The organism is Methylophaga sp. UBA2496 (assembly GCF_002341635.1).
Taxonomy (GTDB): Bacteria; Pseudomonadota; Gammaproteobacteria; order Nitrosococcales; family Methylophagaceae; genus Methylophaga.
The window spans coordinates 57,964-74,034 of record NZ_DDOK01000008.1 but is presented as its reverse complement, the minus strand read 5'-3'; the positions used below and the strand labels follow the sequence as shown (position 1 = coordinate 74,034).

Below are 16,071 nucleotides of genomic sequence, written 5' to 3'. Positions count from 1 at the left end.
GTATTCAGAACAGATCAATGAGTGAATCATCCTCGTCACGACTTGAACTGCTGCCTCCACGCATTGCAGGAACATTATCCTTATGGAAGGATTCGTAGATAGCATTCTGATCGCCCGGGCGGGCCAATAATCCTGTTTCAGGATCTATTCGAACGGTGACCATGTCCACTGGCTGTTCAAAGGCGTGTTCAGGCTGATCTTCCAGAGCAATACGCATAAAATCAATCCACATTGGCAACGCAGCACGGCCACCCGTTTCATAACGGCCAAGCGTTCGAGGGTTATCAAAACCAACCCAACCGATAGCAACTAAATCCGGGTTATAACCATTGAACCAGGCATCAAGTTGATCATTGGTTGTGCCGGTTTTTCCGGCCAAATCATTTCGATTCAAACTCAAGGCCTGACGACCCGTGCCGAACTTCACAACATCACGCAGCATGCTGTTAATAATATAGGCATTTTGCGGCGTGATAACCTGTTTAGCAGGATAAAACCCTAATAACTCAGCCTGCATTAACGCTTCTTCTTCAGTTATATCTTCATTGGGAACAGCACAGCTATCGCAAACCTTCTGCGGTTTGGTCTGCATTAAAATCTCGCCTGCTGTATTTTCTACACGGGAAATCACATAAGGATCCACCAAGTGACCGCCGTTAGCCAATGTTGCGTAAGCGCGGGCCATATCTAATGGTGCAGCGTTACCACTTCCTAACGCTATAGAAAGGTTTGGTGGCACCTGATCCGGTTTAAACCCAAAACGCTTTACGTAATCCACCGTGTAGGCAATGCCGATATCTCTTAACAGGCGAATAGAAACTAAATTTCGTGAGTGGGTAAGCGCTTCTCTAAGGCGAGTTGGTCCAAAAAAGCGTCCACTGTAATTTTCGGGGCGCCAGACATTTTCAAGACCAGGATCATCAAATACAACGGGTGCATCGTTGACCACGGTAGCGGCGGTATACCCTTTTTCCAGAGCGGCAGAATAGACAAAGGGTTTGAAGCCTGAGCCGGGTTGACGTTTTGATTGTGTCACCCGGTTGAATTTATTCTGAAAGAAATCAAAGCCGCCTTGCAAAGCAGTAATGGCACCATCTTCTGATGCAAGTGAAACCAAAGCACCCTGTACTTCCGGGATTTGCGTCAACTGCCATGCATCATCTTCTAAAGCTCGTAGATAGATGATATCGCCCACAGACAATACATCCGCTATGGTTTGTGGTTTTTTTCCCATACTGTTGGCACTGAGCTGTGGTTGCGCCCAGCTGACGGCTGAAAAAGGTAATTCGATTTGCCCGAAGCGTTTTACAAATACCTGGGCAATGTTGTCTTCGATACTGAGCACTAAGGCCGGGCTGATTGAGCCGATAATGGAATAATCTTTCAGATGCAGTTCCGATGCAGCCAAATCCGGCAGTTCGCTCAGTTCTACCTTGGCCGCTGGTTCCCGATAACCATGGCGTTTGTCATAAGCCAGCAAGGCATCCTGTAATGCTTTTGTTGCCGCCTGCTGATGTTTGGCTTTAATGGTGGTAAATACGCGAATACCGTTTTCATAGATTTCTTCACCATATTCGGCGACCAGGTAAGTTCGGACCATTTCGGCAACGTACGGTGCATAGACTTCTATTTCGCGTCCATGATAGCGAGCACTTACATCTTCTTTAAGTGCTTTCTGATACTCGTCTTGTGTGATGAAACCGACATCCAGCATTCTTCTCAGCACATAATTTCGACGATCGAGAGCCCTTTCGGGCGAGGTAATCGGGTTGGTCGTTGAGGGGGCTTTGGGCAATCCCGCTATCATGGCCATTTGCGCGAGCGTCAAGTCTTCGAGTTTTTTTCCGTAATAGACTTCTGCAGCTGCCCCAACGCCATATGAGCGATGTCCCAGAAATATTTTATTCAGATACAAAGCCAGAATTTCTTCTTTAGACAGAATATTTTCTATTTCAAGTGACAGAAAGATTTCATTGATTTTGCGCAAATAGGTTTTTTCGTTACTTAAGAAAAAATTACGTGCCACCTGCATGGTGATAGTGCTGCCACCCTGGGCTTTTTCACCCGTCAGTGCCAAAGAATAAGCGGCCCGAAGCAAGCCTTGATAATCCACCCCCGGATGCTGGAAAAAACGATCATCTTCAGCAGCCAGAAACGCTTCAATAAGTTTAGGAGGAATGTTTTCGTAAGTGACAGGTATACGACGTTTTTCGCCAAACTCTGCCATCAGCAGACCTTCTTCACTGAAAATACGTAAAGGTATCTGCAACTGCACCGTGCGCAACGATTCTGCGTTTGGCAGTTTGGGAGATAAAAACAGATAGACGACAGCGATAAACAGCAGGCCAGCTATGAAAAAGGTAAAGCCCCATTTAAAAAGGCGTGACACAAGTCGCGACATTGGATTATTTGGTTCGCAAAAAATAAAACCGTAGAGTATATATAAACATCGTAATAATGCCAGTTAATCACTTTTCGGGAAGATGTCACATTTTTAGTTGTTGACATCCTGGTAATTGTTAATAAACTACTTTAACTTACAAAGGTAAGTGTACTTCACACATCATTTCGATGGAATTGGGGCGATGCATGTTTGGACGTAAAAAATCCCCTTTACTAGGGATAGACATCAGTTCTTCAGTTGTGAAGCTGTTGGAGCTTAATAAACGGGGTGATCGTTACACCGTCGAATCGTATGCGGTAGAGCCTTTACCGGTCAATGCTGTGGTAGAAGGACGAATTGAAAACAGTGACGAAGTTGCCGGCGCGATAAAACGTGCGGTGAAACGTTCAGGTACTAAATCCAAAGATGCCGCCGTAGCGGTTTCGGCAAACTCAGCCATTACCAAAGTGGTTTCCTTTCCCGCCTCGATATCAGAGCGGGATATGGAAGAAAATGTGATGCTGGAAGCTGAAAACTATATCCCTTACCCACTGGATGAAGTTCGACTGGATTTTGAAATTCTGGGGCCTTCGGCCGCGGATGCCGATGCCGTAGATGTGTTACTGGCCGCTTCACGGCGGGAAAATGTTGATGCCCGCACTGATGTATTGGAAAAAGCCGGACTTAAGCCTCGCCTGGTTGATGTTGAAGCGTATACCGTTGAAAATGCTTTTTCATTAATCGCCAGGCAATTACCCAATCAGGGAAATGGTTTAACCGTTGCCGTTGCAGATGTCGGGGCAAACGTGACCACACTGCACGTACTGGTCAATGGCAAAATCGTTTTTACCCGGGAACAGACCTTTGGTGGTCGAATGCTCACTGAGGATATTGAGCGTTACTATGGCATGTCTTATCAGGAGGCGGGGCGTGCCAAAAAAGATGGCAGCTTACCGGATGATTATCAGCCTAAAGTGCTTGAGCCCTTCAAACGATCCATGGCCGTCACTATTACCCGCGCCCTGCAATTCTTCTTTTCCGCCTCCAGTCAGTATCAATCCATAGACCACATCATTATTGCTGGTGGTTGTGCCTCAATCGAAGGTGTTGATCAAATTGTCGAGGCGGAAACGGGTACTTCTACATCGGTGGCCAATCCATTTACGGATATGGCTTTAGGCTCTCGAGTCAAAGTACAGGCGATTAGTAATGATGCCCCATCGATGATGATAGCGTGTGGGCTGGCCATGAGGAGCTTTGACTAATGGCACATATTAATCTTCTGCCATGGCGTGAAGAAAAGCGCCAGGAAAGACAGCAACAGTTTTATGTCGTAATGGGACTCACACTGGCATTTGCGATATTGGTTTTTTATGTTTTTACCAGCTATATGAACGGACTGCTGGATAAACAAAATCAACGTAATAATTATCTGCAACAGGAAATCACCAAATTAGATATTCAGATCAAAGAAATTCAGGACTTAGAGAAAAAACGTGATCGGCTACTGGCCAGGATGCGGGTGATTCAAGACTTGCAACAGAGTCGACCAAAAGTTGTGAAAGTGTTTGATTCGGTGGTTAGAACAGTTCCGGAAGGAATTCATCTTCAAGTTTTAAGCCGCGAAGGCGATAAATTGATTGTGCAGGGAGTTGCACAAACCAACGCCAGGGTATCTGTATTTATGAATCAACTGGATAAGGATCCGGAGTTTAGTGAATCAAAACTTCGTGTTGTTCAGCGTACATCTACCCGCGATGATGCAATTCGTCAATTTACTTTGGAAGTTACTGAGTCCAAACCTGAAACGAATAAGGAGCAATAGGCGTGGATATCCCTTCAGTTAATGATATTGATTTCAATGAAAGCGGCGAATGGCCGCTGGTTGGAAAAATCGTTGCCGCCTTGCTGATTTGTGCAGTGATCTGGGGTGGAGGTTATTACTTCCTGATTAAAGATAAGCGTACTGAACTGGCAAGACTTGAACAAACTGAAACTGAACTGCGTACAAGCTTTGAAGTAAAACAAAGTAAAGCCGTTAATCTGGAAGCATATAAAGAGCAGATGAAAGAAATGGAAGTTTCTTTTGCTTCCATGTTGCAGCAGTTACCCCGTAAAAGTGAGGTAGCGGATCTACTGGTAGATATTTCCAGAACAGGTTTGGTGAATGGATTGGAATTTGAATTATTCAAACCCGAAGAAGAACGGCCTATCGATTTTTATATAGAGCTGCCAATCACTATGCGGGTCACTGGTTCCTATCATCAGTTTGCTGAATTTATTAGTGGAATAGCGGCACTGCCACGTATTGTGACTATGCATAACTTCAAAATGGGACCATTAACAGCCAACGGCAATATGACCATGGATATTACCGCCAAGACGTATCGTTACTTTGACGAGCAAGGTAACTGATAATGAATATGTCCATGACAACTCAAACATTTATCCGCAACGTCATTCTGCTGTCCATTACCTTTATGCTGGCAGCCTGCTCCCCGCCAAAAGATGATCTGCAAACCTATGTGGCAGAAGTGAAAGCCCGGCAGGTAGTGGATATTCCGCCAATCCCGGTAATGAAACCCTATGAAAAATTCAGCTATGCAGCATCTGAATTACGTGACCCATTTGTTCCTACAGTCATTGATGTTCCAGAGCCGGAACCTGAAAAAGTGGTTGATAACGGTATTCAACCTAATGAAAATCGCAGAAGGGAAGTTCTGGAAAATTATTCTCTGAGCGACCTGCAATATGTCGGTACTCTGGAACAGGAAAGCTTATGGGCATTAATCCGGGCTCCGGACAGCACAATACATCGCGTGCAAATTGGTAATTATATGGGACGGAACCATGGCCAGATTGTTGCAATCAGTGAAACACAGTTGACATTAAAGGAAATCGTTCCTGAAGGAAACGGCTACAACGAGCGTGAGACGACAGTATCCGTCGTAGAGATAAATTAAGGGCCAGAAAATGATGAGTAAATACGGAATGACAATCACACGGCGTCAAGTCACGGCAACGTCAGACAAAACTCTATTTGAACGGTGGCGGTCCAGTCTGGGGATGCTCTCATTATTTCTTATCAGTGGTTTTGCGTCGGCAAATGAATTGCAGTCACTGGATTATTCATCACTTTCAGGAAATAAAGGCCTGGTAACGCTGACATTTTCTGAAGCGGTAGAAACGCCAGAAAGTTTTGCGACGGATGAACCCGCTCGCATCGTCCTGGATTTCAGAGGTGTCAGCAATAAACTGAGTGAGACAACCAAACAGATAAACAGTGGACAAACACGCAGTATCGCAACGGTTGAAGCTGGCGAACGTACTCGTATGGTCATTAATTTATTACGCAAGCTGCCTTATCAGGTTGAAGTTGAAGGTAACGTTGTAAAAGTGATGTTAAATGACAATACCAGCGTGGCAAGTACACGACCTGATTCAGCGGTTGCTTCCAGGGGGGGCAATTCAGTTACGGATATCGATTTCCGACGCGGTGAACAGGGCGAGGCCAGATTAATGGTGGCTTTGCAAAATGAAAATACCTCATTGGAAGTGCGCCGTGAACGTGGGGATTTGATTGTGGATTTACCGGGGGTAAATTTACCGGACAAATTAAAGCGCCGACTGGATGTGATGGACTTTGCCACTCCCGTGCATTTAATTGACAGTATTCAAACCAGCAACGGTACACAGCTGATTTTGACAACCACCGGTAAGTTTGAACATCTTGCTTATCAGTCAGGCGATATGCTTGTAGTTGAAGTAAAACCCATTGCTGAACAAACTGCTGCGGAGTCTTCGGGTAGTGAGTTTGGCTTTGAAGGTGAAAAACTCTCACTGAATTTTCAGAATATTGAAGTAAGAGCCGTATTACAGCTATTGGCGGATTTCAATGGGATGAATCTGGTCACCAGTGACACCGTGACCGGTAATCTGACGTTAAGATTGAAAAATGTTCCCTGGGATCAAGCCCTGGATATCATCCTGAAAACCAAAGGGCTGGGAATGCGTCAGAATGGCAACGTCATGCTGATTGCGCCAGCGGCAGAAATTGCTGCGCGTGAAAAACAGGAACTTGAGGCAAGAAATCAATTAGTAGAGCTGGAGCCGCTTTATTCTGAAATATTTGAGGTCAATTTTGCCAAGGCATCAGAAATGGCGGAGATTCTGACCACTACCCAAGGCCAGAGTACGGCTGGAAGCTCCGCAGGTGGTTTCCTTTCAGAACGTGGCAGTGTGGTGGTTGACCAGCGGACAAACTCTTTATTGCTGCGTGATACCGCCAGTAATCTGGCCGATGTGCGTAAATTAATCGAAAAGCTGGATATTCCGGTACGACAGGTATTAATTGAATCGCGGATTGTTATTGCGAATAACGATTTTGCCAAGGAACTTGGGGTGCGCTTTGGTTCTTCTGCCCGAAGCGGAACGCTGGGAGCAGGTACTTCTGGTTCACTGGAAGGGCTTCAGGTTCCTGCTACAAATAACAATTCTGTGATACCCACAAACTCTACCGGTGTGCGTGGGCAGGACTTGAATGTGAACTTGCCCGTAGCCAATCCAGCCGGAACCATTGCTCTGGCCCTGGCGAAATTACCTTTGGGTGCGGTGCTGGAGCTGGAATTGTCTGCAATGCAGGAAGAGGGTAAGGGTGAGATAGTGTCCAGCCCACGGGTAATTACCTCAAATCAGAAACAAGCGACTATCGAGCAGGGTACGGAGATTCCTTATCAGGAAGCATCTTCAAGTGGGGCAACCTCCGTTTCGTTTAAAGAAGCGTTGTTAAAACTGGATGTCACACCGCAAATCACGCCGGATGATCGTATTGTGATGGATCTGGAAGTAAACAAAGATGAAGTGGGTGAGATTTTCCTCGGCGTGCCCAGTATTGATACCCGTAGTGTTCGTACTCAGGTATTGGTGGACAATGGCGAAACGGTCGTTCTGGGGGGGATTTATGAGCAAACTTCGACGCAGTCTTCAACACGGGTCCCATTCTTTGGTGATCTGCCTTATGTCGGATTCCTGTTCAAAACTGATCTGAATGAAAACCGGCAGCGTGAATTGCTGGTATTTGTGACACCAAAAATTATTAAGGAAGGTATGGATTATTAAATCCAGCTTTTTCAGTTAAGATAAAAAACCGGATCGACGAAGGCCTGTCGATCCGGTTTTTTTTCATGATAAACAGTTGAGTCATAAGCCGCGTGATTTCAGGTAATATATTTCTGGTGGGACCAATGGGGTCTGGAAAGTCTACTATTGGTCGACAGCTTGCCAAAAAGCTGCATCGAAAGTTTTTTGATAGCGATCGTGAGATTGAAAAACGCACCGGCGTGTCTATTTCCTGGATTTTTGAAATGGAAGGTGAGGCGGGTTTCAGAGAACGTGAACAAAAAATTATTGATGAACTCACGGCGATGGATAATATAGTCCTTGCTACCGGCGGTGGAGCAGTGCTTTCGGAAACAAATCGTCAGAATCTGGTGCGTGGCACGGTTGTCTATCTGGCGGCTTCAGCAGAACAGCTGTACCGTCGTACATCAAGAGATACCAGCCGACCCCTGTTACAAGTGGGCGATCGTCGACAGCAAATTAAACAACTTATGGCTCAACGTGACCCCTTATATCGGGAAGTGGCTGATGTGGTCCTGCAAACAGGTGATCAGTCTGTGACACGAACCGTAAATGCCGTTATAAAACAGCTACAACAATTAAAAACAAAAGATATCTGACTATGATGAATACGCTCCAGGTTGCGCTCGGTGATCGCAGTTACCCAATTTATATCGGTGAAGATTTGCTTGCTGAGAGCAGCTTATATAGTGCGCATATTCGAGGCAAGGAAGTGCTGATCGTTACCAATGAAACCGTGGCGCCATTGTATCTGGATACCGTGAAAACCGCTTTAGCTGACTATCGGGTTGACGTCGCTATTTTGCCTGACGGTGAACAATATAAAACGCTGGAAGTCATGCAGCGGATTTTTGATCGCTTACTGGAAACCCGAATGTCCCGTCAGGTCACAATAGTTGCTTTGGGCGGTGGCGTTATCGGAGATATGGCGGGCTTTGCAGCTGCCTGTTATCAGCGAGGTGTGCCGTTTATTCAGGTTCCCACTACATTGCTCTCACAAGTCGATTCTTCTGTGGGAGGCAAAACAGCGGTCAATCATCCCCTGGGCAAAAATATGATCGGCGCATTCTATCAACCTCAGTGTGTGCTGGCAGATACTGCGACGCTGAACACCTTGGATGACAGACAATTGTCTTCCGGGCTGGCTGAAGTCATAAAATACGGGCTGATTAATGATGCTGAATTTTTTGACTGGCTGGAACAGAATATGCCGTTACTGGTGGCACGGGATCCTGCCGCATTAGCGCAGGCGATTGCACGATCCTGTCAGGATAAGGCCACGATTGTCGCAGATGATGAACGCGAACAGGGTGTCAGAGCATTGTTGAATCTTGGTCATACCTTTGGCCATGCCATTGAAACCGGCTGTGGTTATGGGCATTGTCTGCACGGTGAAGCGATTGCGATTGGCATGGTAATGGCTGCCGATTTATCACAACGTATGGGATGGCTTAACGATGATAAGGTTAACCGGATTCGCACCATTATGATAAAGGCAAACTTGCCCATTACAGTTCCGGGTCAGTTAAGCTCTGCTGACTTTATGGATCTGATGGCGGTGGATAAAAAAGTTCAGGATGGACTGATTCGTTTAGTGTTATTACGCGATATCGGACAGGCTATTATTTCTGATGACTATGACAGTAAGGCGTTGGCTGAAACGCTGTCGACATTTACAGCTGGAAATTGAGAAATGCAATGACTGCGGCGGCAGCTGAACCAAAATACATTTCAAGATTAGCGCTTCAGGCAAACCCATTTAGTACTGAGGTAGGAGAAGCCGGTCTGTATCTGGGGCCGGAAATCAAGCAGCGTCTTGATTTGGTATTGCATCTGCTCAGAGCCAGCGACAAAATCCCTTTACTGTATGGCCCGAATGGTTTGGGTAAAACCACAGCCTTAAAAGCATTAATGAATGTTGGCGGTGATGATCTGCGCTTTTGTTTTATTCAGGCAGAACCTTCACTGACCATTCAGTTTATGGTCAGCCGATGTTTACAGGTATTTGGTGCGCCACAGGAAAGCACCCTTGGCAGTAACAATCTGCAGCTTTTGCAACAACGGTTGCAGCAGTTGCAAACTTTACAGGTGCGCCCGGTTTTATTGATCGATGATGTCAGCAAACTGGCTGACCCGTTACGTCAGCAATTAAAAGTCTGGTTTGACTGGCAGCATGAAGACAAATATTTATGGCGTGCTGTCGTGGCGGATGTTGCGGCGGATGCTATTACTTTAGAGAATGATCGCATACAGTCATTAATGCTCAGTCCCATTCCAGCACAGGAAACGGGTGCTTATTTATTGCAGCGGCTTCAAGGTGTTGGGTTCAACGGTGATAGTCCGTTTAATGAGAAAACCTTAACGCGTTTTCATCGACAATCAAACGGCCTTCCTGCCAAACTTAATCGTCTTGCCCATCAATTTTTATTAGGCCAGGGACAGGCCAGACAGTTGCAGCTTCCGCTCCGCTTCAAAATACCGCAAAGCCTGAAAACGCCTGCTATTAAGCTCAGGTGGAATAAATGGTTTGGACTGATTCCAGTCGCTATCCTGTTCGCCATGATACTGTTTTATCAGCAACAGATTAATGACTGGTTTATTGCGGATAAAAATGCCATTGAGGATGCTGAGGTCAGCAATGATGCTTTAACCGAGGAGCTGCCTTTGGTTATAGCAAATGAGCCGGAACAGTTAACCAGTGTTGCAGAAGCCGATCGCTTAGAGCTAATGGCGTTGCTTGATGAACTTGAACAAACGGTTTCTGAGCCGGAAGCTGACCCTGCAGAGTTTGATTCAGAAGTCGTTGCAGAGACCGAATTCCCCTTAGCGTCAGAGCCTGAGCCAGAAAATAATATTGCTGATTCAGCGGATGAAATGACCTTAACAGAGGAAATTCCTGAGGAGTCTGTTACCGCTGTGAATGCCAATAAAGACGAAGAGAATAACGATACTGACACAATAGTTTCTGAAAATTCTGCAGCACAAGCAGAGATAAACCCTGTCGAATTAAATCCAGCACCTGCTGAGCCTGAAAAAGTCGATAATTCATTGGCGGATACTGAGTTGAAGGATAAGCAGTGGGTTCTGCAGCAATCCAGCACCGCTTACACTTTTCAATTGATGGGGACGTGGGACCGCGAGGAAATTGACAGGTTTGTGAAAAAACATTCCCTCACTGGCAATGTCGCTGTGTTTGATAGTCTGCGTGAAGATAAAGTATGGTATGCCTTGATTTATGGCGTTTATCCATCGCAGGAGGTTGCCATACAATCCAGCAAAAAGTGGCCATCTCCACTGAATAAAGTATCACCGTGGCTGCGACGTTATGACGGCGTGCAAAAACAGATTATAGATAAGGCGCCAGATCGTTAATTAATGACTCACACCGAGTGGTGTGGCTGGTAAATACGGCTCGGTATACAGGTTTCCCGGCCAGTTCAGTTAGCGAAAAAATGCCTTTCCCGATTAAATCCGATAAATTGTGGTGTTGTGGGGCTGTAAAACAGACAATTCCACTGGGTGAATATTGCGCCCACCAGCCTGACTGTTCGTTAATATAATCGGCAAACTGTCTTGCCTGCTCAAGCTGTGTTTCTATTTGTCCGGCCAATCCCGTTTTACCCTGTGTTTTGATGGTCAACCACAAAGGCAATAATAGTTCGGGACCATACGAACCCACTAAAGTATCTCGTGGTGGCTGGGCTAAATAATGGGTGGATACGCTCGTTTTTTTTATGGGTTGCTGATACATCAACAGGCCGCATGGCCGAGGCTGGCCTAAACTTTTATGTGGATCAAAACAGACAGAATCGGCCTGACCGAGCTGTTTATCCGTTAACGGACTGTTCTCTAGCAGACTTAAAAAACCACCCCAGGCGGCATCAATATGCAGCCAGCATGGCAATTGCCCAATAATCGTTTTGATGGCGCTCACATCATCCAGCTGACCACTACTGGTGGTGCCTGCGGTTGCCACAATGGCCATAGGAGCATGAGTGCTGCAGGCCTGTTTCAGCACATCAATATCCATCTGCTGTTCAGGATTGGTTGGAATCAATTGTAAATCCAGTCCAAGAATGTCGCACGCCTTGACGACGGAGTAATGAGACTGTTCACTGGCATAGACTCGTTTTGAGTTTAACCCGAATTTTTTCCGGGCTTGCCATAAGGCATCGAGATTGCCGTATGTGCCACCATGCGTAGCATGCCCTGATTTTTGTCCGAATAATGGGCAGAAAAAATCAAAAATATCTTTTTCAATGTTGCCGAGTTCGGGGTAGAGCTCTGGTGACAGTAAATTTCCCTGATGCAAAGCAGCCACAAGCTGTCCTAGAGCCGCTAATTCATTAACGGCCGGGGTCATATGGCTTGCCCAGTTTTTTTGGTTGTGACGCGTTGCTGTGTGAAGGATAAGCGTTACTTGTTCAGCCAGTTGCTGTTGTTGCTCCGTAGTTAACTCCGTCATTTGCAGATATTGATGAATGACGTTGTTTAACGAGGCAGATAATGGGGTTTCATCAACGCTCATTCCAATACCAGCCCGTTATCAGGAAACAGATTCGGTCTTTGATAGTGGATTAGCTGCGATGATATTGGTCGCTGTTGAAAGAGTGACTGAAAACCCTGATCAAGAATATTCCTGCTACTCAATTCGCTCATCACACCGGTATCGACCGAGACACATTTGATTAAGCTGAGTTTGCTGTTCGGCAATTGCTGGGCAAACCACAAGGCAAGGCTGTCAGACGTTATCTGCCAATTTTGCCTGATTTCATCTGCTTTCAGCAGTTGATCATCTGGTAGCCAGATAGCCAGTTGGGGTGTTACCGGCACTTCAGCTGGGGTATGAATGGTTAAGGCTGTGGGCATCAGTGCATGTAATAACAGTCCATATTGGGCCATCGCCAACAGTGCCATATGGTGAGCATGATGATCATCAAATTGATGTATTGTCTGGGCCTGGCGAACCATATCGGCAAAAGGACCACCACCGGGGACAATCACCACCGAATCATGAAGCGAATAGTCAGACAGTAGAGCTAACCAGGATTTGAGTTCTGCCGTGTGATAAAGACTGCCGCCCAGTTTGACGATGTGCATTTAACGTAATGACTCCACCAGACCTAGCATTGCGGCTGCTTTATCCGCCACTTCCTGATACTCGGCAGCTAATTCAGAGTCAGCAACAATTCCGCCGCCCGCCCAGAATCGCAGGCGTCTATCACTGAAGACCAGCGTACGAATAGTAATATTACTGTCCATATTGCCATCGAATCCAATATAAGCAACGCTGCCACAATACACACCACGGCGTTGTGGTTCGAGCTCTTCGATGATTTCCATCGCGCGCATTTTTGGCGCACCGGTAATGGAGCCACCCGGAAAACAGGCTCTCAACAGACTCACAGCATCCTGATCCTCGGCCAATACACCGGTGATGGTACTGACCAGATGATGAACTGTCGCAAAGGACTCCAGGGCAAACGGTGTGGGAACAGATATTGAACCCGGTTCACAGACCTTTCCCAGGTCATTGCGGAGTAAATCCACAATCATCACATTTTCTGCCCGATCCTTAAGGCTGTTTTGTAATTGTCTGGCAAGCAGTCTGTCGCGCACGGGATTCTGCAGGTCGCGTGGACGAGTGCCCTTAATCGGTTTGGTTTCCACCTGTCTATTTTTGACACGTAATAATCGTTCAGGTGATGAGCTTAATATGGTCGCGTCAGGTGTGGTTATAAATGCCGAAAAGGGGGCAGCATTCTGCTGGCGTAATTGCTGATAAGCCGTCCAGGGATCGCCATCGGCTGCTATTTCATAGCGTTTGGCCAGATTGACCTGGTAACAGTCACCTTCGGTAATATAGTTTTTTATTTGCTGAAATGCCGTTTGATAGGTTTGTTGATCCATATTGCAACGCAATTCACCAAACACGTTAAATGTTGAGGAACCTGATTGTGCGGGTGTTTGCAGCCGATTTAACAGCTCAGGCCAGTATTGCTGCGTGTGGGGGTCTAATCCATGACTGACTAACCAGCAGCGCTGCTGTTGATGATCATTAATGACGACCCAGTCATAAATGCCCACAGCCATTTCCGGTATCTGTTCGGAATCCACTGCCAGGCTCGGCAGATTCTCGATTCTGCGGCCGAGGTCATAACCGAAATACCCAATGGCACCACCACAAAAAGGGAGCTCATTGGATGGTTGCGGGTACTGTTGCAAAATCTGTTGCAGCAATAAAAAAGGATCTTCAGCTGATTGGCTGGAATCAGTATTCCGATATTGAATAGCGGTTGTCTGGTCACGGGTTTGCAGGGTTATAAACGGATCCGCTGAAATAATGTCAAAGCGCCCGTTTTCTCCTTCAGTCATGCTGCTATCCAGAAAAACCGCCCACGGCAAATCACGAATGGCAGCAAACAGGGTAGCGCTGTCAGTTTGGTAAGTTAGCTCAGCGCATAAGGTGGGCAATTGAGAAGTCATCACGATATTTTACGTGAACTGCCTCTGTGCTAGAAGCGCAAGCGCACTTGCAGGCGCATAAGCCGCAGCTGTTTCGTGCGTGCCAAGCAGATTATCAAAATCGACATATGGGCGTTGTAGCCGACTGGCGATCAGTTGGGTGACAAATCGTCCAGTTCCAGCACCAATAACCGGTGCTTGCCAATCAACATCCGGATGTGCGGACAATACCTGCAAACAGGCATTGTGAATCTGCTGAACCTGTTGTTCAGTGAACCAGTGTGCGACATTCTTCCAGTCTGCTGCAGAATATAGATTGGCATCGGTCCCCAGCATTCTGGCCAGTCTTCGTTGGCAATTTTCGATTGACCAATCATTGCCGTCAGCGCTTTTATCATTAATTTGTGCTGCGCTTATTTCATCCAGAATACGCCAGCAATCGCCGGTTGTAGCAAATAACTCAGCGGCCATGGTTTGCCATTGTCCGCGAAAAGGCAACTTCCGACTGACAGCCATTAAAGGTGTCCGAATGACCCCCGTATACAGCAGTTCACCACTGTTTAACCGACCTTGATCATCATAGGCCGTCAGCTCGGGCAGTGATTGAACCAGCGTCATAATATCCGTGGTGGTACTGCCGCAATCAATCAGTAAGGCTGTCGGATAATGGGCTGCGGCTAATTGAGCACTGGCGAGCCAGTTCATCGAAGCTACCGCATCCCAGTTAATCCGGGCTTCTTCCTGACTTAACCAGCCATTTTTACTGAATACCGAGACCCGATCGGCTGGAAAGTATTCTGCTATACAAGCCAGAATTTCCGATACGCCGGCAGCCCGGTCAGTAAAACAATCCGCGAGTTCTCCAGTCATAGTGATCAGTTGCTGATCCAGTTCATTATTCAGTGTATCCAGAGCCAGCCGGATGGCTTTACGCAAAGCATTTTTTCCATGCCAGAGCGGGCAGGGTAATTCGATGGCCTGTAACAACTGTCCATCATTGTCACAGCGAACCACTTTTAAGTGTGCCCCACCAATATCCCAACCACTGAAACAACCTTTTTCCTGTCTATGCATAGTGCGCTTCTTGTTGATTCAAACGTTGTAAATGCTGCCATAAAGGCAGTCCGGAATTGTATTTGCTGGCCGTCGACAGACCGACATAGGCCGTTGTCAGTCGTGGATTGATATCTACCACGACCGGACCTTGCTTGCTTAAAATAAAGTCGATGCCCACAAAGCCTGACAATCCACTTATAGCCTGCTCGATCTGGCTGGCAAGCTGCATTGCCTGCTGTTCAGAAAATGCTTGTGTGGCAACACTGTTTATCAAACACCCTTCAAAGACAAATTGAGTGGCATGTTGTTCGATTAATTGTTGATTAATTGACAGTAGCTGGATTTGAGCATTATCAAGATAGAGACTGATGCTTAATGTTGCCCCATCAATATAGGGCTGAACAATGAGTCTGTCACGTTGGCCTGAAGGTAAAGCGAGTAAATACGCTCTTGTGTGCTCAACAGAATCAAAAATGAATGTATCCAGACAACCTGCTCCATCCAGCGGTTTCACAACATAGGATTGGTTTATCAGACAGGTATCCAGTAATGCATTTTTGGCAGAAAAGGTGGTAGGTGTGGCAATCTCTGCTTTTTGCAGTTGCTGATAACAAAGTAATTTATCACTACAGAGCCGGGTTGCCTCTGCTGAGCAGCCGAGGTAGGTTTTACCGGCAGCGAGAACCTGCTGTTGCAAGGAGCAGAGAACATTGTCTGTTTCGGGGGCAATCAGCAGAAAAAATGCGTGATTTTCCAGACACTCCCACCATTGTTGTTTAAATTCCTGTGGATTAGCACATGTGTTTATAGTGATTCTGGAAGAGGATATCATCCATGCAGGCGGCGTTAGTCTGGCATCCCGGAGAATCGTGATTTGAATCTGGCTCAGCTCAAGCAGATCCTGCAAAATGGCTGAAAGCATCATTTCACCCTCATGTGCGAGCGATGATAGCAACGGCTCGTCACACAAAGCGCCACTGGTGATATGCTCGTAGACGACTAAGTTCATTTTTCTGAGGTTTATTAAA

The 16,071-nt window shown here is 46.5% G+C and carries 14 protein-coding genes; 8 read left to right on the top strand and 6 right to left on the bottom strand.

Going from position 1 to position 16,071, the window contains the following annotated elements:
• Positions 1-4: 4 nt before the first annotated feature.
• Positions 5-2,401, bottom strand: a complete 2,397-nt coding sequence (locus B2W60_RS12430; RefSeq protein ID WP_292361244.1) for a penicillin-binding protein 1A — start codon at positions 2,399-2,401, stop codon at positions 5-7.
• Positions 2,402-2,589: 188 nt separating this feature from the next.
• On the opposite strand from B2W60_RS12430, the gene B2W60_RS12425 reads away from it, so the two are divergent.
• From B2W60_RS12425 to B2W60_RS12390, 8 genes are all read left to right on the top strand, one after another.
• Complete coding sequence (locus tag B2W60_RS12425; protein ID WP_292361243.1) at positions 2,590-3,648, top strand: pilus assembly protein PilM; 1,059 nt, start codon at positions 2,590-2,592, stop codon at positions 3,646-3,648.
• Entirely contained in the window at positions 3,648-4,208 is a 561-nt protein-coding gene (locus B2W60_RS12420) for a PilN domain-containing protein (RefSeq protein WP_292361242.1), read from the top strand. The genes B2W60_RS12425 and B2W60_RS12420 overlap by 1 nt, the downstream gene beginning before the upstream one ends.
• Positions 4,209-4,210: 2 nt before the next feature.
• On the top strand, positions 4,211-4,798 hold the full coding sequence (locus tag B2W60_RS12415; protein ID WP_292361241.1) for a type 4a pilus biogenesis protein PilO: 588 nt from the start codon (positions 4,211-4,213) through the stop codon (positions 4,796-4,798).
• Positions 4,799-4,812: 14 nt separating this feature from the next.
• Entirely contained in the window at positions 4,813-5,346 is a 534-nt protein-coding gene (locus B2W60_RS12410; protein WP_292361240.1) for a pilus assembly protein PilP, read from the top strand.
• A 103-nt stretch (positions 5,347-5,449) separates the two neighbouring features.
• Complete coding sequence (gene pilQ, locus B2W60_RS12405; RefSeq protein WP_292361239.1) at positions 5,450-7,501, top strand: type IV pilus secretin PilQ; 2,052 nt, start codon at positions 5,450-5,452, stop codon at positions 7,499-7,501.
• A 92-nt stretch (positions 7,502-7,593) separates the two neighbouring features.
• Positions 7,594-8,121, top strand: a complete 528-nt coding sequence (aroK, locus tag B2W60_RS12400; protein ID WP_292361238.1) for a shikimate kinase AroK — start codon at positions 7,594-7,596, stop codon at positions 8,119-8,121.
• A 5-nt stretch (positions 8,122-8,126) separates the two neighbouring features.
• Complete coding sequence (aroB, locus tag B2W60_RS12395) at positions 8,127-9,212, top strand: 3-dehydroquinate synthase (RefSeq protein ID WP_292361384.1); 1,086 nt, start codon at positions 8,127-8,129, stop codon at positions 9,210-9,212.
• 8 nt (positions 9,213-9,220) lie between these two features.
• The gene (locus B2W60_RS12390; RefSeq protein ID WP_292361237.1) at positions 9,221-10,894 is read left to right on the top strand and encodes an SPOR domain-containing protein; all 1,674 of its coding nucleotides are present in this window, start codon (positions 9,221-9,223) and stop codon (positions 10,892-10,894) included.
• Here the strand turns inward: B2W60_RS12390 and B2W60_RS12385 are convergent.
• The 5 genes from B2W60_RS12385 to B2W60_RS12365 are packed head-to-tail and all read right to left on the bottom strand — an operon-like array spanning position 10,869 to position 16,052.
• Positions 10,869-12,050, bottom strand: coding sequence for a pyridoxal phosphate-dependent decarboxylase family protein (locus tag B2W60_RS12385; protein WP_292361236.1), 1,182 nt, complete (start codon positions 12,048-12,050; stop codon positions 10,869-10,871). The two genes, B2W60_RS12390 and B2W60_RS12385, sit on opposite strands and share 26 nt — an antisense overlap.
• Positions 12,047-12,622: a delta 1-pyrroline-5-carboxylate synthetase gene (locus tag B2W60_RS12380; protein ID WP_292361235.1), complete on the bottom strand. Its 576-nt coding sequence runs from the start codon at positions 12,620-12,622 to the stop codon at positions 12,047-12,049. The genes B2W60_RS12385 and B2W60_RS12380 overlap by 4 nt, the downstream gene beginning before the upstream one ends.
• Positions 12,623-14,008 carry an aminodeoxychorismate synthase component I gene (gene pabB, locus B2W60_RS12375; RefSeq protein WP_292361234.1) on the bottom strand — a complete coding sequence of 462 codons (1,386 nt, stop codon included), beginning with the start codon at positions 14,006-14,008 and terminating at the stop codon, positions 12,623-12,625. It abuts the gene before it with no gap.
• A gap of 9 nt (positions 14,009-14,017) precedes the next feature.
• The gene (locus B2W60_RS12370) at positions 14,018-15,061 is read right to left on the bottom strand and encodes a hydantoinase/oxoprolinase family protein (protein ID WP_292361233.1); all 1,044 of its coding nucleotides are present in this window, start codon (positions 15,059-15,061) and stop codon (positions 14,018-14,020) included.
• On the bottom strand, positions 15,054-16,052 hold the full coding sequence (locus tag B2W60_RS12365) for an ATP-grasp domain-containing protein (RefSeq protein ID WP_292361232.1): 999 nt from the start codon (positions 16,050-16,052) through the stop codon (positions 15,054-15,056). Before B2W60_RS12365 ends, B2W60_RS12370 begins: the two co-directional genes overlap by 8 nt.
• Positions 16,053-16,071 lie beyond the last annotated feature (19 nt).